At 62.9% G+C, this 20,109-nt stretch carries 17 protein-coding genes and 1 pseudogene; 13 read left to right on the top strand and 5 right to left on the bottom strand.

Features of this window, described 5'->3' with window-relative positions:
• Positions 1-34 precede the first annotated feature (34 nt).
• A pseudogene (locus tag QFZ94_RS40415) lies at positions 35-1,622 on the top strand (gamma-glutamyltransferase family protein).
• Between the two features lie 181 nt (positions 1,623-1,803).
• Here the strand turns inward: QFZ94_RS40415 and QFZ94_RS40410 are convergent.
• From QFZ94_RS40410 to QFZ94_RS40400, 3 genes are read right to left on the bottom strand one after another with little or no spacing between them, the layout of a single operon-like run.
• On the bottom strand, positions 1,804-2,394 hold the full coding sequence (locus QFZ94_RS40410; RefSeq protein WP_429463589.1) for a flavin reductase family protein: 591 nt from the start codon (positions 2,392-2,394) through the stop codon (positions 1,804-1,806).
• The gene (locus QFZ94_RS40405; RefSeq protein WP_429463587.1) at positions 2,384-3,139 is read right to left on the bottom strand and encodes a GntR family transcriptional regulator; all 756 of its coding nucleotides are present in this window, start codon (positions 3,137-3,139) and stop codon (positions 2,384-2,386) included. The genes QFZ94_RS40410 and QFZ94_RS40405 overlap by 11 nt, the downstream gene beginning before the upstream one ends.
• A complete protein-coding gene (locus QFZ94_RS40400) occupies positions 3,136-4,101 on the bottom strand; it encodes a polysaccharide deacetylase family protein (protein ID WP_410848474.1) in 966 nt (321 codons plus the stop codon). The genes QFZ94_RS40405 and QFZ94_RS40400 overlap by 4 nt, the downstream gene beginning before the upstream one ends.
• 322 nt (positions 4,102-4,423) lie before the next feature.
• Here QFZ94_RS40400 and QFZ94_RS40395 point away from each other — a divergent pair, with 322 nt between their 5' ends.
• From QFZ94_RS40395 to QFZ94_RS40350, 10 genes are all read left to right on the top strand, one after another.
• Complete coding sequence (locus QFZ94_RS40395) at positions 4,424-5,482, top strand: ABC transporter ATP-binding protein (protein WP_429463585.1); 1,059 nt, start codon at positions 4,424-4,426, stop codon at positions 5,480-5,482.
• An 81-nt stretch (positions 5,483-5,563) separates the two neighbouring features.
• On the top strand, positions 5,564-6,859 hold the full coding sequence (locus tag QFZ94_RS40390) for an ABC transporter substrate-binding protein (protein WP_429463583.1): 1,296 nt from the start codon (positions 5,564-5,566) through the stop codon (positions 6,857-6,859).
• A gap of 128 nt (positions 6,860-6,987) precedes the next feature.
• On the top strand, positions 6,988-7,902 hold the full coding sequence (locus QFZ94_RS40385) for an ABC transporter permease (RefSeq protein WP_429463581.1): 915 nt from the start codon (positions 6,988-6,990) through the stop codon (positions 7,900-7,902).
• A 2-nt stretch (positions 7,903-7,904) separates the two neighbouring features.
• Positions 7,905-8,810: an ABC transporter permease gene (locus QFZ94_RS40380; RefSeq protein WP_410842383.1), complete on the top strand. Its 906-nt coding sequence runs from the start codon at positions 7,905-7,907 to the stop codon at positions 8,808-8,810.
• Between the two features lie 325 nt (positions 8,811-9,135).
• Positions 9,136-10,230 (top strand): ABC transporter substrate-binding protein, encoded by a 1,095-nt coding sequence (locus tag QFZ94_RS40375; RefSeq protein WP_429463579.1) that lies wholly within the window; start codon positions 9,136-9,138, stop codon positions 10,228-10,230.
• 12 nt (positions 10,231-10,242) lie between these two features.
• Complete coding sequence (locus tag QFZ94_RS40370) at positions 10,243-11,121, top strand: ABC transporter permease (RefSeq protein WP_429463577.1); 879 nt, start codon at positions 10,243-10,245, stop codon at positions 11,119-11,121.
• Positions 11,122-11,144: 23 nt separating this feature from the next.
• Positions 11,145-12,044, top strand: coding sequence for an ABC transporter permease (locus tag QFZ94_RS40365; protein ID WP_410848468.1), 900 nt, complete (start codon positions 11,145-11,147; stop codon positions 12,042-12,044).
• Between the two features lie 27 nt (positions 12,045-12,071).
• Positions 12,072-12,857, top strand: a complete 786-nt coding sequence (locus QFZ94_RS40360; protein ID WP_429463574.1) for an ABC transporter ATP-binding protein — start codon at positions 12,072-12,074, stop codon at positions 12,855-12,857.
• An 84-nt stretch (positions 12,858-12,941) separates the two neighbouring features.
• Entirely contained in the window at positions 12,942-14,294 is a 1,353-nt protein-coding gene (locus QFZ94_RS40355) for an LLM class flavin-dependent oxidoreductase (RefSeq protein WP_429463572.1), read from the top strand.
• A 217-nt stretch (positions 14,295-14,511) separates the two neighbouring features.
• Positions 14,512-15,108: a nitroreductase family protein gene (locus QFZ94_RS40350; RefSeq protein ID WP_429463570.1), complete on the top strand. Its 597-nt coding sequence runs from the start codon at positions 14,512-14,514 to the stop codon at positions 15,106-15,108.
• Between the two features lie 87 nt (positions 15,109-15,195).
• Here QFZ94_RS40350 and QFZ94_RS40345 read toward each other — a convergent pair whose 3' ends face one another.
• Positions 15,196-16,143 carry a TauD/TfdA dioxygenase family protein gene (locus tag QFZ94_RS40345; RefSeq protein WP_429463568.1) on the bottom strand — a complete coding sequence of 316 codons (948 nt, stop codon included), beginning with the start codon at positions 16,141-16,143 and terminating at the stop codon, positions 15,196-15,198.
• Between the two features lie 102 nt (positions 16,144-16,245).
• The gene (locus QFZ94_RS40340; protein WP_429463566.1) at positions 16,246-16,779 is read right to left on the bottom strand and encodes an OsmC family protein; all 534 of its coding nucleotides are present in this window, start codon (positions 16,777-16,779) and stop codon (positions 16,246-16,248) included.
• A 407-nt stretch (positions 16,780-17,186) separates the two neighbouring features.
• Here QFZ94_RS40340 and QFZ94_RS40335 point away from each other — a divergent pair, with 407 nt between their 5' ends.
• Complete coding sequence (locus QFZ94_RS40335; RefSeq protein WP_429463564.1) at positions 17,187-18,428, top strand: SfnB family sulfur acquisition oxidoreductase; 1,242 nt, start codon at positions 17,187-17,189, stop codon at positions 18,426-18,428.
• Positions 18,429-18,893: 465 nt separating this feature from the next.
• Positions 18,894-20,102, top strand: coding sequence for an LLM class flavin-dependent oxidoreductase (locus QFZ94_RS40330; RefSeq protein WP_410848507.1), 1,209 nt, complete (start codon positions 18,894-18,896; stop codon positions 20,100-20,102).
• Positions 20,103-20,109 lie beyond the last annotated feature (7 nt).

Raw genomic sequence — 20,109 nt, 5'->3', positions numbered from 1 at the left:
GCGCGGCTCGTCTCCTGTAACGGAGCAGCGATCGATGCGCGACACGCGACTCGCCGGCCCGACCGGCGGCATGGTCACCAGCCCCCACGCGTTGGCGAGCGAGGCCGGACGCGACGTGTTGCGCGCCGGCGGCAATGCGATCGAAGCGGCTATCGCGATCGGTGCCGCGCTGTGCGTGACGTATCCGCATTTCACAGGACTCGGCGGCGACGCGTTCTGGGTAATCGGCGACCGCGAGGGAACCTTGCGCACGCTGTCGGGCATCGGCCAGGCCCCGGCGCAACTGCCCGCGTTCGACGGCGCGATCCCGTTGCGCGGCGCGGCATCCGCGCTCACCACCGCAGCGACCGTCGATGCATGGCAGCACGCATACGAGATCAGCAAAGGCGCATGGGGCGGCACACAGTCGTGGTCGTCGCTGTTCGACCGCGCGCTCAACTATGCCGGCGACGGCTTTCCCGTCACGCCGTCGCAGCATTTCTGGCAAAGCCTGCGTGTCGGCGAACTGAATACGTTGCCGGGCTTTGCGGCAACCTTCGCTCCGCACGGCAGGATTCCCGCTGTCCACGAGCGTTTCACACAACCGGCGTTGGCAAAGAGCATCGAGCGGATTGCCCGTTTCGGCGCACGCGAGTTTTATGAAGGCGAACTGGCGGAGCGCATCGCGCGCGGTTTGCAGCAGGCCGGTTCGCCGCTCACTTCGAGCGATCTCGCGAGAACGCGCGCGCGCGACGAAGCACCGCTGCGGGTCGCGTATCGCGGCGGCGAACTGGTGAGCCTGCGTCCGCCTACGCAAGGCGTGACGACGCTGCAAATCATGGGCACGCTGGATCGCTTCGACATCGGCGCGATTCGCGAAGGGAGTGCCGATTACTATCACCTGCTGGTGGAAGCGGTGAAGTGCGCGTTCGTCGACCGTGACCGCTTCGTATCGGATCCCGAGTTCAACACCGTGCCCGTCGAGCAGATGCTGTCGCCCGCGACGCTCGACGCCCATGCTCGTTCGATCGACCCACATCGAGCGCGCGAGTGGCCACACGTGTTCCATCCGGGCGACACGGTGTTCATCGGCGCGACGGATAGCCAGGGCCGCAGCGTCAGCGTGCTGCAAACGGTCTACTTCGACTGGGGCAGCGGCGTAGTCGCGGGCGATACCGGCATTCTGTGGCACAACCGCGGCGCGTCGTTCAGCACGCACCCCGCGCATCACAACGCGGTGCAGCCGGGCAAGCGCCCTTTTCATACGCTCAACCCCGGCATGTACCTGAAAGACGGCCGCCCGTACCTGCTGTTCGGCACACAAGGCGCCGACGGTCAGCCGCAAACGCTCGCCGCCATTCTCACGCGGCTGATCGACTACGGGATGGACCCGCTCACCGCACTCGCCCGTCCGCGTTTTCTGCTCGGCAAGACGTTCTCCGACACGCGCGATGCAGTTGAAGCTCGAAGAAGACGCAGGCGCCGACGTGTTCGCGGCGCTCGCCGCGCGCGGCCACGAGGTGAGCGCGATCCCGACGCAGAGTCCGCTGGCGGGTCACCCTGGTGTGATACGCATCGATGCGCACGGCGCGGTGTCAGGCGCGCACGATCCGCGCAGCGATGGCCGCGCGCTCACCGTGTGATGGATCGGCGCGTGGGTTCTTTCCCGCGTGCTGGTTCACGCGGGCCGTTCAGGTTCGCCTACGTGGCGGCCTACGCACAAGGTCCAGACGCAGTGATTCGCCAGCTAACGCAAGCGCGTCTATACGCGCGTTGATCGCTGAACGGGCTAACGCTTGTGGTCCATACGCGTCAACGTCAGCGTCAACCCAACGTAAAACGGTCACGCGTCGTCACATAGTCGCTCGCGCCGAAACGGCCCACCGGAAAGTAGTGCTGCAAACGCACGCGCCACGTTTCGGTGTCGATCAACCCGTCGCGCGCATGCAGCCGATGTACGCGGCCAATAAAGATCTGCCGGGTGGTGGTCTCCAGCGTCTCCCATATCGTGCACTCGAACGCAACCGGCGCTTCGGCGATGCGCGGCGGCGCAACGCACGAGCTCGGCACCGGCGTCAAGCCGACCTCGACAAGTTCGCTGATGTTGGGCGGCAGCCTTTCACCGCAGCGATGCATTTCTTCGGCGATCGTCTCGTCGGCGAGATGCACGACGAACTCGCCGGTCCGCACGATGTTGACCGCCGTGTCCTTCAGCGTGCCGTCCGCCGCGCGGTTAATGCTGATCATCACGATCGGCGGTTCTTCGCCGAGCATATTGAACATCGAAAACGGCGCGGCGTTGATCGTACCGTCGGCGCCGAGCGTGGTGACGAGCGCGATCGGACGCGGCACGATCAGGCTCGCCATCAGCTTGTAGCGCTGGTATTCGGTGATCGCTTCGAAATCAATTTCCATGTCGGGCCGCCTGGTTCGTAGTCGCGTGCTCAATGATGCCGAGCAATTGGCCGAGGCTTTTCTCGCCGCGCATTCGCGAGGTTTCAATGCGTTCTTCGAGATCGCGCAGATGCGCTTCCATATGCCCCATTGCGCCCGCCGAGTCGCGCGCCTCGATGCAGTCGACAATCGCAGCATGCTCGGCGTGCTCGCACGGCGCATGCCCCGGCGGCTCGTACACCCCGACGATCAGCGAACAGCGCGATACCAGTTCCTTCAGATAATTCTGCAGGATCGAATTGCCGGCCAGCGCGGCGATGCGCATATGAAAGCCGCTGGCGAGCGTCGCCCACGAAGGCTGGTCGTAGCGGTGCATGGCGTCATGCTCGCTCGCGAGTTGTTGCCGCAGCGCCTTGATGTCCGTCGCACTCGCGCGCTGCACGGCAAGCTCTACCAGCGTCCGTTCGACTGAGCGCCGCGCCTCGAATATCTCGCGCGTTTCCTCGGGCGAGGGCTCGGCGATTACCGCGCCCTTGTTCGGCCGCAATACGACGATGCCGTCATAGGCGAGCTTTTCCAGCACACGACGTACGACCGCGCGGCCCACGCCGAACAGTTGGCACAGTTCGGGCTCCGGTAACTTCGTGCCGGGAATCAAACGATGATTCATCACGCCGTCGAAGATCGACTGATAGATGCGTGCGTTGATATCCGTGTCGTCACCGGCGTTTTTCTTCGCGGTGGCCGCGCCGGCTTTCGCGCTCATGCGACGGCCGGGCGCACGATGCCGGCCCGCTCCAGACCGTCCATATGACTCGCGATCTCGCCAGGAGTGGTGATCCACACATCGCCTCGTGCGCGCGCCGTGGCGATATGTTCGAGCGCGCGGCGCAGATGCCGCAACCGGTATGGCTGTCCGACCAGATACGGATGCAGCGCGATGCCCATCACCAGCGCTTGCGCTTGCGCGCCGCGATTCGCCTGTTCGAGCATCTCGTCGAACTGATCGACGATCATGTCGGCGAACGCGCGGCCGTCCATGTGACGGCCCACCATCATCGGCAGATCGTTGAGTTCCTGCGGATACGGAATCGACCACAGCGGCGCGCCACGCGTGGCCATTCGTACGGGGCGGTCGTCGTGACACCAGTTCAACGTGTAGCGATAGCCGGTCTCGGCCAGCAGATCGGGCGTCAGATGCGACTCCGAAATCCACGGCGACAGCCAGCCTTGCGGCGGCGTACCGGATTCTTCCGCGATCCGTTCGTAGCAATGCAAAAGCAGCTCGCGTTCACCGCTTTCGTCGAGGTCGCTCTGCCGGTGCGCGTTCGTGTGGCCGTGGCCGATCAGTTCATCGCCACGCGCGACGCAAGCCTCGATCAGTTCAGGACAGTGGTCGTAGAGCGCGGTATTGATGAGCGTGCCCGCGGGCAGCGCGAGCTGATCGAACAGTTCAATGCAGCGCCACGCGCCGACGCGATTGCCGTACTCGCGCCAGCTATGGTTCAGCACATCCGGTTGCGGCGAGAGCGGACCGAGTGCCGCACCGAGGCCTTCGCCGAACGCAAAGTGCTCGATGTTGAAGCCAAGATAGACCGCGAGTCCGGTGTCGCCAGGCCAGCGGAACGCGTCACTGTCGGTGATAGGGCGGTAGGCAAAGCGGCCATGCGTGGCAAGCGATTGACGCGCGCGGTTCTCTGCTACGGGCATGTTCCGTGTGTCGTTCATGAGCAAGAAATCGTCGATGTCGAAAAGCGCCACGACACGTAATGGATGAACCCGATTGGTCAGTTCATGCCCCGAGACGGATCGAAGACGCACCGTGATCGCGCAATCCCATCCTTTCTGATCGCAAACGATCGACGCTGCGGATCGTTTGCAATATGTGAGCCAACTCGTAGACGTTAAGCACAACGGTACGTCGGCAATCGCGAGCGTCACAATTCGAAGGATGGCACACGTCTTGCGTTTGCATGGCTTCGCATGGGCGGCGCATTGATTTGACGCGTGCCCCACCCCACTGTTCGCCGTTCACGAGGACACATCCTTCATGATTCAGCCTGCTTCAACGGTGCTCGAAACCAAAGCCGCCGATATCGAACTGGTCCACGTGTCAAAGCAATATGGCGATTCGCTGGCCGTCGACGCGATCGACCTGCGCATCGCCGGCGGCCAGTACTGTTGCCTGCTCGGCCCGTCCGGATGCGGCAAGACCTCGACCTTGCGCATGATCGCCGGTCATGAATCCGTCACTGAAGGTGACATTCTGATCGCGGGCCGCAACGTCACGCGCGCCGAACCCGCCGCGCGCGGCACCGCAATGGTGTTTCAGAACTACGCGCTGTTCCCGCATCTGAGCGCGCTCGACAACGTCGCATTCAGCCTGAAGGTGCGCGGCGTCGCGAAGGACGTGCGGCGCAAGCGCGCCGCCGAACTGCTCGAACTGGTCGCGATGTCCGCGTATGCCGAGCGCAAACCAGCCCAGTTATCCGGCGGCCAGCAGCAACGCGTGGCACTCGCGCGCGCGTTACTGAATCAACCGGGCTGCCTGCTACTCGACGAACCGCTCTCCGCGCTCGACCCGTTTCTGCGCGTGCAGATGCGCGCCGAGCTCAAGCGTTGGCAGAAGGATCTCGACATTACCTTCGTGCATGTCACGCACTCGCAGGAAGAAGCGATGGCGCTGGCCGATCTCGTCGTGGTGATGAGCCATGGCCGTATCGAGCAGAGCGGCACACCGCACGAAGTATTCAACCGTCCGTGTACCGAATTCGTGGCCCGCTTCCTCGGCGGCCATAACGTCTTCAATACGAATGGCCACCTGTTTACCGTGCGCGCCGACCATCTGCGCGTGGTGCCGCACGGCGTCACGCCAGTGCAGAACGCCGGCGGCGAGAGCGGCCTGACACGCATTGGCGGCGTACCCTGCAGGGTCCGTGAAACCGAATACCAGGGCACGCATCTGCGCATGACGCTCGACCCGCTCGACGGCTCGCCCGAATTGATCTCGCTCGTGAGCGACGGCGACTACGACGCGACACGGCTCGGTCCCGACGCGCGCGTGGTGATCTGGTGGAACGAGCGGGACGCGCATCCGCTGGCAGCCTGAGTACTTGCATCGCAGCGGATCGCAATGCAGTGAACCGAACGTCGAATAAGCGCGAATTGAACGTCAACTGAGGAGAAAGCAATGAGTGAAACGAACGAGAGCCCGGCAGTGGCCGCAGCCGACGTGAAGGAAAAAGGCCTGTCGCGCCGCACGTTCATCAAGGGCGCGGTGGCGGCGGCCGGCATTGCCGGCTTTCCGTACGTGCATGCGCAGGAAAAGATCACGTTGCGCTACCTCGGCACCGCGGTCAATCAGAGTGCCGACATCGCGAAGAAATTCAAGGAAGACACCGGCATCGAGATTCAATACGTGCCAGTGACCACCGACGACGTCGCCAAGCGCATCATCACGCAACCCAACTCGTTCGATATTGTCGACACCGAATACTTCGCGCTCAAGAAGCTGATTCCTGCCGGCACGCTCGCGGGCATGGACGCCAAACGCATCAAGCTCGCCGACAAGATCACGCCCGTGTTGACGCGCGGTGAAGTCAACGGCAAGAAGATCGGCGACCAGGGCACCGCGCCAAAGAAGGTGATGTTCCTGACCGGCCCGCGCTCGACCGAGTTCTCAGCGACGCCGACCGAATGGATGACGCTGATCCCCACCACCTATAACGCGGACACGCTCGGCATTCGTCCTGACCTGATCAAGCGCCCGATCGACAGTTGGGCAGAACTGCTCAACCCGCAGTTCAAAGGCAAGGCGGCGCTGCTGAACATTCCCGCGATCGGCATCATGGATTCGGCGATGGCGATCGAAGCGATGGGTCACATGAAATACGGCGACAAAGGCAATATGACCAAGGCCGAGATCGACCAGACCATCAAGATCCTGATCGACGCCAAGCATGCTGGCCAATTCCGCGCGTTCTGGAAGGACTTCAACGAAAGCGTGAACCTGATGGCGTCGGGCGAAGTGGTGATCCAGTCGATGTGGTCGCCGGCGGTGACGAAGGTGCGCACGATGGGCATCGCGTGTAAATTTCAGCCGCTCAAGGAAGGCTATCGCTCGTGGGCCTCGGGCTTCGGCTTTCCGCGCTCGCTGCAAGGCAAGAAGCTCGACGCCGCGTACGAATTCGTCAACTGGTTCCAGGACGGCTGGGCCGGCGCCTACCTGATGCGCCAGGGCTACTACCCCGGCGTCATCGAGACCGCGAAGACGCACATGCAGCAGTACGAATGGGACTACTGGATCGAAGGCAAAGCGGCCGCGCAGGACATCAAGGCGCCGGACGGCCAACTGCTCGAAAAGGCCGGCGCCGTGCGGGACGGCGGTTCATACACCCAGCGCATGAGTGCGATTGCGTGCTGGAACGCGGTGATGGACGAGAACATCTACATGGTTCAGAAGTGGAACGAGTTCATCGCGGCCTGATCGACGCCGCGGCTCGATGTGCTTGCCGGGGTGTGACGCGCCGGCAAGCACGGCTCCTTTGAGCAGCGTAGTCATTTCTCGTTCTCGCGCAGCGATGCGCCGCGCAGTCATTCGATAGATACCCGCCCATGGCAACCATCGACCTTCCCTCGCACGCGCAGGACACGCCCGTCAAACATCGCCGCGCACCGGCATGGTTGCAGGCGACGCCGCTGTCGCTGACCTTCCTGCTGTTTTTCGTCGTGCCGCTGGTCATCACGCTGATCGTCAGTTTCTGGGACTTCAACGAATACCAGATCATTCCCGCGTTCACGCTGAAGAACTACACCGCGATCTTCAACGGCTGTTCGTCGATGACGGACGTTTGCGTGACCTTCAAGACGTACTGGTCGACGCTCAGGTTCTGCGCGATCGTGTGGGCAATGACCTTGCTGCTGGGCTTTTCGATCGCCTACTTTCTCGCGTTTCACGTACGCACGACGAGCATGCAGACGGTGCTGTTCCTCGTCTGCACGATTCCGTTCTGGACCTCCAACGTGATCCGGATGATTTCGTGGATGCCGCTGCTCGGCCGCAATGGCCTCGTCAATCAGGTGCTACTCGGCGCGCATCTGATCGACCAGCCGCTCGAATGGCTGCTGTACTCTAACTTCTCGGTGGTGCTCGCGTTCGTCCATCTCTACACGTTCTTCATGATCGTGCCGATCTTCAACGCGATGATGCGCATCGAGCGGTCGCTGCTCGAAGCCGCGCGCGATGCCGGTGCGAGCAGCTGGCAGGTGGTACGCGACGTGGTCCTGCCGTTGTCGAAGACGGGCATCGTAATCGGCTCGATCTTCGTGATCACGATCGTGATGGGCGATTTTCTGACCGTCGGCGTGATGGGCGGGCAACAGATTGCATCGGTGGGCAAAGTCATTCAGGTGCAGACCGGCTACCTGCAATTTCCCGCAGCGGCAGCCAATGCGATCATTCTGCTCGCCGTCGTACTGATGATCGTGTGGGGTTTGACGCGGGTCGTCGATATCCGCAAGGAGCTGTGAAAATGCAGGCCATTCGCGTCAAGCATCGGGAACGCCGTCCAGCCAGTTTCTACTGGCTTGCGCTGCTGTTCGGCCTGTTCGTGCTGTTCTTGTATGGGCCGGTGATTACGATATTCATTCTGTCCTTTCAGGGCCCCGAGGGCGGCCTGACGTTTCCGATGCGCGGTGTCTCGCTGCATTGGTTCGCCGCGTTGCGCGACGGCGTCGGCGATGTTGATATTTGGGGCGCGTTCGGACGATCCGTGCGGCTCGCGCTGGCGGTCACGGTGCTGACGGTGCTGTTTTCAGTGGCGGCGGGCCTCGCCTTTCGTCGAAAGTTTCGCGGCGACACGGCGGTGTTCTACGTGTCGGTCGCGAGTCTGATCATGCCGTCCATTATTGTGTCGCTTGGGATCGGTTTGACGTTCCGGCTGCTCGATAATGGGGTGAAGTACCTCGCGTCGGCATGGGGGTATCAATCGTTTTCCGATAGCTATACGACGTCGATGGGCCTGTTCACTTCCGCGCTCGGAGCGCATTTGACGTGGACGCTGCCGTTCGGTTTGTTGGTGATGTTCGCGGTGTTCAACCGCTTCAATCCGGCCTATGAAGAGGCGTCGCGCGATCTGGGCGCGACGCCGTGGCAGAGTTTCCTGCATGTCGTGCTGCCGATCATCGGACCGTCGGTGGTCGGCGTCGCGATGTTCGGCTTCACGCTGTCATGGGACGAGATCGCTCGCACCTCGCAGGCGATCGGCGATCAGAACACGCTGCCGCTCGAGCTTCAGGGGCTCACCACGTCGGTGACGACGCCGGTCATATATGCGCTCGGCACGATGACGACGGTGTTGTCGTTGACCGTGATGGGCGGGTGTCTGCTTGCGGTGAGGGTGTTGGCGCGTCGGCGCGCAGTGGCAGGGTTGAAATGACTCGTGGCGTGGCCGCGTGGCGAGCGCCAAGCGCCATTGCACGCTCACTGCTAAGAATCAGCGAAATGCTTCGTTGCTAGCGCCCCGCGTCCTCCCGTCTAGTGGATGCCATGCTATACGCGATGCCGACTTCGTTCAAAGTGATGCACCCGCGCTGCGACACGTATTTACCTGTCCCAACGGCTCCTTTGGGCAACGGTTCTCTCTCCGGTCCGAAAAGCATGGCAGCGCATATACATAGCTGCATTGCTTTCTTGTCCCGAGCAACAGCGTCGACAAGAATGAGCATTCCACGACCACGCCGCGCTACACGTCGCCCCGACCAATGGCTAACCAGAGCTCTCGGAACCTTCTGCAAATCCTCTCACTGCTGAAGTGCACATTACTCGCCGCAGCTTTGGCATTCACGGCATCGGCCGCCCACGCGGACAAGCCAACGGTGATCCGCATCGGCGTCGCGCAGCAAGGTGCCGGCGACCCCCCAACCTTCGGCGGCTCGCCCGCCGCCACCGTGCAGCAGCTTCAACTGCTCGAAAAGGAGTTCGCCGCCGACGGCATCAAGGTCGAATGGCTCTTCTTCAAGGGCGCGGGCCCCGCTGTCAACGAGGCCATTGCCGACAAGTCGCTCGACTTCGCGTTTCAGGGCGATCTGCCGTCCGTGCTCGGCCGCGCGAACGGATTGAAGACGCGCATCCTGCTCGAATCGGGTGTGCGGGTCGGCGTCAAGATCGCCGTGCCGCCCGACTCGCCCGTGCAGACAATCAAGGATCTGAAGGGTCGGCGCGTGTCGATCTTTCGGGGCACCAACCTGCAGATCGTCGCGGACAACCTGCTCGCCGCAAACCAGCTCGACGAGCGCGATCTGCGCGTGATCAATCTCGATTCGGCCAGCGCGCTCGCGGCGCTGTCCTCCAAGGGCATCGACGCGTCGGTCAGCGACTATCACCTCTACAAACTGCGCGACCAAGGTCTCGCCAGGATCGTCTTCGAATCGCAGACGGCCGGTCCACAGTTCACCCGGCAATCGCACCTGCTAGTGATCGACGATTTCGATCGCGCCCATCCCGATATCGTGCAACGGGTCGTCAACGTGTTTGTCAAAGGCGCGCAATGGTCGTCCGATGAAGCGAACCGCGACGCGCTGTTCAAACTATGGGCGAAGAGCGGCGTCAGCTACGCGTCGTGGCAGTCGGAGCTCGCGAACCAGCCGCTGAAGTCGCGCAACTCGCCGCTGATCGATCCTTTCATCGTCGCGCGCTACAAGGCCGTGGCGGGCGATGCGCTGAGGCTCAAGCTGATCCGGCAGCCCGTCGACGTCGACGGTTGGTTCGAGCCGCGCTATCTCGACAACGCGTTGCACAGCCAGTCGCTCGACCACTACTGGACGCGTTACGACGCGCAAGGCAAACCCCTCGGATGACCGGAGTCGACAATGAGCAAGGTGCTTGGCGAATGGTCCCACGCCGCGGCGCACGCAACCGCGCGCCCCGCGGCCAAAGCGAACGACAGCAACCCGAAGGCACGCGCAAACCTGCAGCGACGCGCACGCGCCGTAGGCTGGCATCTCGCACCGTGGCTACTGCCCGCCGCGCTGTTCGCGCTGTGGACCGTTGGCTGCGAACGCGGCTGGATCGCGCCGCAAATTCTGCCGCCGCCGCAGATGGTCTTCGACACGTTGTACGAACTCGCGCGCAGCGGCGACCTCGCGCACCACACGGTCGTGAGCCTGCAGCGCGTGCTGCTGGGCTTCGGCGCGGGCACGCTGGCCGGTTTCCTGATCGGTGCGGCGCTCGGTATGTCGCGAACGCTCGAATCGTATGCGTTGCCGGGCTTCAATGCGCTCGTGCAGATTCCCGTGCTCGGCTGGCTGCCATTACTGCTGCTGCTCGTGGGCGTCGGTGAGCCGCTCAAATACATCCTGATCGCGCACGCCGCGCTCGTGCCCGTCACGCTGAGTGCCATGCAGGGCTTTCGCCAGACGCCCGCCGCGCTCGATGAAGTCGCGCGCGGATTCGGCTATGGCCGCTGGCAGCGCATCGCATACGTCGTGCTACCCGCCGCCGTACCGACGCTCGCCACCGGCGTGCGGCTCGCGTTCACGAAAGCATGGCTAGCGCTGGTCGTCGTCGAACTGGTAGCGTCGTCAGAAGGGCTCGGCTATCTGATCGTCAATGGACGACAGCTCTTTCAACTCGATCTGGTGATGGCGTCCGTCGTGATCGTCGGCGCGATCGGCTTTGCGATCAACCGTCTGCTCGATGCGCTCGAAGCGCGGCTGCGGCGCGGCCAACCTTCGGCGTTTCGCGAGTAAGCGCTGTAGTTCGGGGACTTGTCATGTCACTCACTTCTGCTTCCGACGCGCTGCGCCGCTTCCTTGAGCCGCGGCGAAGTGCTCCACCGCCATGCGGTTGCGAAGCGCCGGCGAGGCAAACTCGCGTGTCAGCGCTTCGGAAGCGCCTGGGCACATTCAACTGGCGCGGACTGGTGCTGCCGCTCGCGGTGTTCGCATCCTGGTGGCTCGTGTCGGCGTTGCATATCGTCAAGAGCGGCCTGCTCGTGAGCCCCGCCGATGTCGCACACACCGCGTGGCAGCAAGTCGAAAGCGGTGCATTGCTGCGCGCGCTGTCGGCTTCGCTGGCGCGCGAGGCGAGCGGATTCGTCATCGGCACGGCGGGCGGCCTGCTGCTCGGCTCGGCGCTCGGGCTCTCGCGCCTTGCGACGCGGCTGATCGGGCCGACGTTCGATACGTTCAAGCAGATCTCGCTGTTCGCGTGGATCCCCCTGATCTCCGTCTGGTTCGGCCTCGGCGACATGGCGAAGGTCGTGTTCCTGTCGCTCGCGGCATTGCTGCCGGTCGCCGCCCATACCTGCGACGCCATCCATGCGGTGCCGCGCCGCTATATCGAGGTCGCGCGCGCGTTGCGCTACTCGCGCATCCAGCTGATCCGCTACGTGATTCTGCCCGCCGCGTTACCGTCGATTTTCACCGGTCTCTATCTGGGGCTCATCTATTCGTGGCTCGCGACGCTCGGCGCCGAGTATCTGCTCGTTGCAGGCAGCGGCATCGGCAATATGCTGATCGACGGCAGCGAGCAGTTCCGGATGGACCTCGTGCTATTCGGCATCATCGTCGTGGGACTGACGGGTTGGGCGCTCAACGCACTGGCGCGCGGCGTCGAGCGACGAGTGATCGCGCGCCGCAGCGGTGCGCCGCGCGAACGCGCCGTAGCTTGAAGCGGCTCAACAACAGGAAGCGAACTCATGACCACCACGATTTCCGAAGGCATCCGCATCCGCGGCGTCAGCAAGCGCTATGCGCGCCAACCCGATGCGGACGACGACCTGCTCGTGCTCGATGACATCTCACTCGACATCGCGGCCGGCGAATTCATTAGCGTGCTCGGCGCCAGCGGCTGCGGCAAGTCGACGCTGCTGCGGCTAGTCGCCGGACTCGACACCGACTATCGCGGCGAGATCAGCGTGGACGGCGAGCGGGTGCACGATACGTCGCTCGAACGCGGCATCGTGTTTCAGGATCACCGGCTGTTTCCGTGGCTCACAGCCTCGCAGAATATTCTCGCCGCGCTGCGCAACGCGCCGCTTTCGCCGCAGCAGAAGCGCGACGCGGTGTCCGAGCACGTCGCACTCGTCGGACTGCAAGGCTTCGAGCATGCGTATCCGCATCAGCTTTCCGGCGGCATGGCGCAGCGCGTGGCGATTGCGCGCGGGCTCGTAAATCGCCCGCGCGTGCTGTTGCTCGACGAACCATTCGGGGCGCTCGACGCCCTCACGCGCACACGTTTGCAAAACGAGTTGCAGCGGATCTGGAACAGCGAGCGCATCACGATGATCCTCGTCACGCATGACGTCGACGAAGCGATCCATCTTGGCGATCGCGTGGTGACGATGGCGCCGCGCCCCGGCCGTATCAATCGTATTACGCAGGTTGGCTTGCCGCGGCCGCGTGACCGCAGCGACCCGCGTTTCGTGCAGTTGCGCGAACGGATCCTCGCGGATTTCTCGGAGCGCGCCGAAAACGCACGCTGACATCTGCGCCGATCAACACGATCTTTCCTCAACGTCGGTCACAAGGAGCGAGCAGTGAGCGCAGCATCACAACATAAACGACAGATGAGCCTCGGTGCATTCCTGATGGAGACGGGCCATCATATCGCCGCGTGGCGTCACCCCGACACGCATGCGGCGGGGGGCCTGGACTTCGCCCACTACGCGCAGCTCGCGCGCATCGCCGAGCAGGCCAAATTCGACGCGATCTTTTTCGCGGACAGCGTCAGCGTGCGCGATACGCATCTGCCCTCGCTGTCGCGCACCGCGCGCGCCGATCACTTCGAGCCGTTGACGCTGCTGGCCGCGCTGTCGGTCGTGACGGAGCGCATCGGGCTGATCGCGACCGTGTCGACCAGCTTTAACGAGCCGTACAACGTCGCGCGCAAATTCGCGTCGCTCGATCATCTGAGCGGTGGCCGATCGGGCTGGAACCTCGTCACCTCCAGCACGGAAACGGAAGCGCACAATTTCAGCCGTGACAAACACCTCGATCACGCGGTGCGCTACGAGCGCGCGAAAGAGTTCTACGACGTGGTCGCGGGTTTGTGGGACAGTTGGGAAGACGACGCGTTCGTGCGCGACAAGGCGAGCGGCATCTATTTCGATGCCGACAAACTGCATGTGCTTGACCATCGCGGCAAGCATTTCAGCGTGCGCGGACCGCTGAACGTCGCGCGTTCGCCGCAGGGTTGGCCAGTCGTCGTGCAGGCGGGCGCGTCGGAAGCCGGGCGCGAGCTGGCTGCGCAAACGGCCGAGGTGATTTTCGTCGCGCATCAGACGCTCGACGAAGCGCAGCAGTTCTACCGCGACGTCAAAGGACGGCTCGCGCGTTACGGACGCGCGCCCGAACACCTGAAGATCATGCCGGGCATCTTCCCGGTGATCGGCAAGACGCAGCAGGAAGCGCGCGACAAGTTCGACGCGTTGCAGGAGCTCATCGATCCGGCGGTCGGTCTCGCGTTGCTATCGAACATGTCCGGCGGCATCGACCTGTCGCAATATCCCGTCGACGGACCTGTGCCGGAGCTACCCGAAACCAATGGCGGCAAGAGCCGGCAAAGGCTGCTGCTCGACCTCGCACGGCGCGACAACCTGACGATCCGCGATCTGTATCTACGCATCGCGGGCGCGCGCGGACACCAGCAGGTGATCGGCACGCCGCAGAGCATCGCCGACCAGTTGCAGCAATGGTTCGAAGAGGAAGGTGCGGACGGCTTCAACATCATGTCGCCGTGGCTGCCGGGCGGACTCAGCGAATTCGCCGATACGGTCGTGCCGGAATTGCAGCGCCGTGGACTTTTTCGCACCGAGTACACGGGCAGCACGCTGCGCGAGCATCTGGGGCTGGCGCGTCCGGTCAATCGCTATACGCAGACAGCGCGGGAACGCAGGGAACTCGCGGTGGCCGCTTCCTGACCAGGGCACGCCGGCGAGCCGCCGAATGCGCATTGAGACGCGCATCGTCCGGCAGGATGCCGTTGCGGCTCAAGATGCATGCGCTGAGCGAACACGCTTCGCTCGGTTGTTCATGTGCACTGCACGCGCGGACAGCGGCGTGGCGCCAGTCGCCGTCCTGACTCCGGCGGGCGTACACGCGTAAGCATCGCCCCTCTCTCCCCTCAATGGCACAAACATGACCACCTCGAACTCCCGTACCGCCGAGTATCCGATCGACAGGCAATTTCTCGAACGCTGGTCGCCGCGCGCGTTCACGAACGACACCATTCCAGAATCGACGTTGCTAACCTTTCTCGAAGCGGCCCGCTGGGCGCCCTCCTCGTATAACTCGCAGCCGTGGCGGTTCGTCTATGCGCGCCGCGACACGGAGCACTGGACGCGCTTTCTGGGCTTCCTGAACGAGTTCAACCGCGGCTGGGCACAACATGCCGCCGCGATCCTGATCGTGCTGTCGAAGCGCACGTTCGCGCCACCGGGGGCCGCAACGGAAGTTCCGCTCGCGTCGCATTCGTTCGATACAGGCGCCGCGTGGGGTTATTTCGCGCTGCAGGCAAGCCTCTCGGGGTGGAAGGCACACGGCCTTGCCGGCATTGAACGCGAGCATATCCGCGCGGAACTCGCGATCCCCGAGGACTATGCGATCGAGGCGGCCGTCGCCATCGGCCGCGCTGGCGACAAGGCTTCGTTGCCTGAAGCCCTGCAAAAGCGCGAGACGCCGAGCCCGCGCAATCCGCTACCGACATTCGTCGCGGAAGGCCGTTTCGCGCTCTGAGCGCGCCGCTTGCGGGGCGCGTCGCCGTCACCGGGCTTCGCGGCGCGCGCTTCAACGAACTCGACCGCCCCACGAGCGACCTGCGGCTCAGTTCAGCGCAATGGCTGCGGCCGCTCCCATCGGCGAACCTTCGAGCGACACCGACGGCCTTCCGTCTGGCCCGACCGGCACGTCACCAACGAGCGTCGTGCGATACAACTGACGGTCGAAGTCGAGATCGAAGATGTCGGTCGGCGCGAGATGTGCAGTCGTGCGGTTGTCCCAGAACGCCACGCTGCCGGCTTCCCATTTGAAGCGCACGGTGAATTCCGGTCGCGTGACGTGCTCCCACAGCAGTTCGAGCAGCACCTGGCTTTCGCGCGGCGTGACGCCGGCGATCTGCTTAAGAAAGCCGGGGCTCACGTATAGCGCGCGCTCGCCGGTCTCGGGATGCACGCGCACAATCGGATGCTCGCTGACGAGGGTATGCTGCTCGACCGCCGACGCAAACGCGTCAGTGCCTTTCACGCCTTGCGGCGGCGCAAAGCGATGCACGCCGCGCAGACCGTCGACGAACTTGCGCAGCGGTTCGGACAGCTTTTCATAGGCTATGACGAGGTTCGTCCATTGCGTGTCGCCACCGTACGGCGGAATCGTGACACCGCGCAAAATCGACGCAAACGGAGGATTGACGGCGGCCGTCACGTCGGTGTGCCAGCCTGTCCATGGCCGCAGCAGTGGTTGCCCTTCGAAGCGCGTCGCCTTGCGAAACTTCGAGATCGAGTAGACCTGTGGGTGCCCTTCGACGTGGCCGAATACCGGGTGCCCGACCGTCAGTTCGCCGAATTGCGCGGAAAACGCAACGTGCTGCTCGTGGCTTAGAAACTGCTCGCGAAAGAACAGGACGCGCCACTTCAGCAATACGGCGCGGATCGCCCGAACCTGTTTCTGATCAAGCGGTCGGGTCAGATCGACTCCGCTGACTTCGGCGCCGATATGCGCCGACAGCGGGCTGATCTGGAATTCGGCTTCCTCCGTAATGCGGGCTGCACTCATCATTTCTCTCCTTGGTCGCGGCGCTTGTCGCGCGACGTGCGTCGGGGTATTGGTGACGTGGCGCCGTGCAACGCGCAGAACGCCACGCGCATGGAACGCTAGCTACGCCGCGCTGACGTGCCGCAATTCACCGACGATCGACTGCGGGTTTTTCAGCAGGTTGTAGATCGGGCAAACCGCCTCCACCGCTTCATGCAGCGCGCGAATCGCTTCGGGTGACTCCGGCGACACGATATCGAGCGTATAGCGCAGGTTGTGCGGAAAGATCGGCACATGCTCGAAACCCGGTTGCTGTGCGAGCGGATGCTGTTCACCGGTCACTTCCACATCGATTGAATCGATCCGCAACTGCCGCTCGGCAGCCTGAATCAGCGTGATATGCGTGAGGCAACTTCCCAGCACACCGAGCTGTAATTCAGGCGATGCTGGTCCGAGGTTGTAGCCGGCGAAATCAGCGGGGCTGTCGCTGATGACCTGAAAGTCACGAATGCGGATTTCGCGTACGCCACTGCGTCCCAAGGCACGCACATTGGCTTTCAGCTGGTTAGCCTTGATATCCGGGTCGTTGCGCGCCGCTTCGCGTTTCGCGAGCCACGCAATGCGTTTGTGCTGAAGGTACTCGTTTAGCGTCGTCATGAATGAATGGTCCGATCGATCGTTGAAACTGCGAGTAGGATTCGCCGAAAAGCATAGCCAGCTACCGTGGATACACCAACGAAGCGATTCTGCTTTGCTTACATCCATGTATCGGTTTCGCTGTCTCCCGATCAAGGCGCATATAAGAATAGAAATTATTGTTTGTTGTCCAATGGATTCATTTACCGGTACATTTTTTTGCTCAGCGCTGCCTTAGAGAGGTTCTGCTCTAAAGCGAACGTTGTATGTCAAAGCATCGTTATGTCTGTAAAAACCGATTTTCTTTCGCCACAGGCACTGAGCCGTCGTCGTGACCTCGGAAGAAGCCGACACCGCATCACTCGTTTAAAGGCGATCCCGCGTTAAGCCTTAGCCCCGTTCCCGAATGCACTGCCCAGGAGTCGTCGATGACCGCCCACGCTTCAGACGTCGTGTTCCAGGAGAGCGCCCGAGCTACCGCACGCGCCTATTCACCGGCGCACGTTCTCAAATCCGACGATGAAGCGCTGCACACCGCGCGAACGCTCGCCCAGCGCTTCGCGCTCGACGCGGCGCGTCGCGATAGCGAACGCGTCCTGCCTTTCGCCGAGCTCGATGCCTGCTCCGGTGCGGGACTGTGGGCCATGACGGTGCCGCGCGAATACGGTGGAGCACAAGTTTCATACGCGACGGTTGCGCGCGTATTCGCGATCCTCGCGCAAGCCGACCCGTCGATCGCGCAGATCCAGCAGAACCATAACAGCGCGGTGTTCTGGATCTGGAAAACCGGCAACGCGCGACAGCGGTCGTTCTTTCTCGGCGAGATTCTGGGCGGTGCTCGCTTTGGCAATGCGAATGTCGACGTCGGCGGACGGCAACCAGGCGGCTCCGCGATGACCATCACACCGGATCAAGACGGCTTCCGGCTGTCCGGCACCAAACTCTATTCGACCGGCGCGCTTTTCGCCGACTATGTGTCGACCATCGGTCAGGACCAGGAAGGACGCCGCACGGTGGCGGTGGTGCCGGCCGGTCACCCAAGCATGAAGATCATCGACGACTGGCAAAGCTTCGGGCAGAAAACCACGGCAAGCGGAACTGTGATTTTCGACGATGTTTGGGTGCCCGCGCTCAACGTGCTACCGATTCACCAAAGCTACGCGCACTGGCCGCAAAACGCGGTCACACAGATCAGCCATGTCGGCATCGACGCGGGCATTGCGCGCGCCGCAATCGATGCGACGATCGCCTTTATTCGGGAACGCGACGCGGCTTCGTCGTCGAGCGCCATCTCGCCCCTCAGCGCCGATCCCTATGTGATCCATCAGCTTGGCGAATTGACGACGCGTCTGCACGCGGCCGAAGCGATGATGGAACGCGCCGGTCGCGAGATCGATCGCTGTCTCGCCGATATTGGGCCAGACTCGATTGCGGCCGCGTCCATCGCCGTAGCGCAAGCCAAGGCATTGACTACCGAAATCGCAATCGAAGCGAGCAGCAAGCTGTTCGAATTGGCCGGAACCCGCTCGACGCATCCGTCGCTCAATCTCGACCGGCACTGGCGCAACGCGCGAGTTCACACCGTGCATGATCCGGTGCGCTGGAAATACGCCGCTGTTGGCAACTTCTATCTTAACGGCGTGCGTCCTTCACCCACCGGTCAGACCTGAAACCCACGTGCGCGCTCGCGACGCGAGCATTCGGCAACTCCGGCAACGTGGGCTGCATCGTCCAGCAGGCGCCAGGCGGACATAACGACTAGATCGCCGCACAACCGTCGGGGCCGAACCGCGAGGGCATTCTGGTCCTCCGCGAGGATATCGACGGTTCCAAAGAAGCGGCTGCCTGGGCAAAGGCGCATTCCGAGGAAGTCGCCGCGGCGCTTTCCACATCCTCTGGAACGAGCAGCGCTGACTGACGTCCACAGAGCAGTGCAATGCCTCAAATGAAAAGAAGAATTCATTGTTTTGCGTTGCAAACCTTGCGTGATCTACTGTGTTATCGGGATCCCTCATGCCTTGCTTTCAGGTGTGATTCGCGCGCCAGGCGCCAACCACTATGCAAGATAGCCGAGCGCTTGAAAGAACAAGCGCCTTTTACGTCAAACGGCACGGACAATAACTGTGACCCAATCCATTTTCGCCGCTCAACCGCAAGCGCCGGCGCAGTCATTGGACAGCAAGCGCGACGCTACGCCCTTCGTACCGGTGCGCTCGCCTGTCGAATTCAACGATAGTCCGGTTGCCCGGGCGCTCGAGCAGCCGTTGCTGCTCGGCCTATTCCTGCCGATTCAGGCAGGTGGCTGGAGCGCCTCGACGTTGCCTCGCACGACCGACTGGAACTTCGACTACAACCTGGCGCTCGTGCAAAAAGCTGAGAGCCTCGGCTTCGATCTGGTGTTCGCGCTGTCCCAGTGGCTGCCGAAGGGCGGCTATGGTGGCGTGTTCAACGGTCAGGCCCTCGACTCGTTCATGTCGCTCGCGGCGATGACCGCGCGCACCGAACGCATCATTCTTGTTGCTACCAGCCATGTGCTTTATGGCCCGTGGCATCCGTTGCACTTCGCGAAGTTCTCCGCGACGCTCGATCACATTTCAAAGGGGCGCTGGGGCATCAATGTCGTGACCGGCCATCGCGCGGTCGAGCACGAAATGTTCGGCTGGCAGCGCATCGAACATGACCGACGCTATGAACTGGCGGGCGAGTTTCTCGACGCGGTGCAACAGCTCTGGTCACAACCGGAGAACTTCAGCTTCGTTCCCGAGCTGTCGAGCTGGAAGCTCGACAAGGCGTTCGTCACGCCAAAGCCGCAATACGGGCGCCCGCTGCTCGTGAATGCGACGGGATCGGATGCAGGGATCGACTTCGCCGCGCGTTACTCGGACGTCGTGTTCATCACCAGCCCCGCTGGCTCTGAAATCGAAGCGGCGCTGACGGCGTTGCCGGCCCACACGGCGCGCGTGAAGGCGACGGCCGCGAAGTACGGACGCAAAGTCCGCACTCTGATCAATCCGATGGTGATTTGCCGCGACACCGAAGCCGAAGCACTCGCTTATCGCGACGCGATCGTCGCGCATGGCGACGAAGGGAGCTTCCATCGCTTCGATAGTGACGCCCACGCATGGCGAGGCAATGCCGAGCAGCGAAACCAGGCGGCCGCGAGAGCAGTCGGCGGCAACATCTCGATCGTCGGCTCGCCGCAGCAGATTGCCGAATACATCGTGCGCCTGCATCGCGCGGGTATCGACGGCGTGCAGTTGAGCTTCTTCGACTTCCAGCCGGACCTCGACTTCTTTGGCGCGCGCGTGCTCCCGCTGCTACGTGAAGCGGGCCTGCGCCTCTGACTGCCCC

Origin of the sequence: Paraburkholderia sp. JPY465, assembly GCF_050436725.1 — a bacterium.
Lineage (GTDB): Bacteria > Pseudomonadota > Gammaproteobacteria > Burkholderiales > Burkholderiaceae > Paraburkholderia > Paraburkholderia youngii.
This window is presented reverse-complemented; position numbering and strand designations above follow the sequence as displayed.